Origin of the sequence: Pontibacillus salicampi (genome assembly GCF_042434395.1) — a bacterium.
Taxonomy (GTDB): domain Bacteria; phylum Bacillota; class Bacilli; order Bacillales; family BH030062; genus Pontibacillus; species Pontibacillus salicampi.
Genome location: NZ_JBHLTP010000014.1, coordinates 1 through 583 on the forward strand (window position 1 = coordinate 1; position 583 = coordinate 583).

A 583-nucleotide genomic window follows, 5' to 3' on the forward strand; every position below is an offset into this window, starting at 1 on the left:
CATATTCTTAATCTTGTACTTATGGATAATAGATTGAATAAGTAGAAACTTATGTTCTGCAGGCACACTTATTTCTTCTTCACCTTCCTCTCGATCATGTCTAGCTTTTTTAAGAACTCATTTTCTGCCTGTAAGTAATGGTTCTGAGCTTGTAGTCGTTTATATTTTTCCTCTAAAGATAATTCCTTTTCAGATGGTCTCCCACTACTTTCTTTACGAGTATCACGCAGACCTTGTACTCCTTCTTTTTTATAAGCAGCACGCCAGCGTTTAGCCGCAGATTTAACACGAACAACACCTAACACTTCAATGTCAAAACCATATTCTTCAAAGATCTGTTTTGGGTACTTTCCTTTCTCGTTTTCATTGATGAAAATACGCTTAAATTCATCTGTATAAGTAATTCCTTTATCACTAACTGATTTCACATATTTATTTTTAGATAACTTCTTTAAATCTTGGCCTGTAAACATTCTTTTACTCAACAAGACCATCCCCCATATATTTAGTTAATTCTAAGTATACATAAAAGTACCCTATAGAGAGACTTTTTTTAAGTGTCTACTCTATAGGGTACATTTTA

General features: G+C 33.1%; 1 pseudogene. It reads right to left on the reverse strand.

Annotation, left to right across the window (positions count from 1 at the left end):
- Nucleotides 1-485: pseudogene (locus ACFFGV_RS18645) on the reverse strand (HTH domain-containing protein); the annotation flags it as partial.
- Nucleotides 486-583 lie beyond the last annotated feature (98 nt).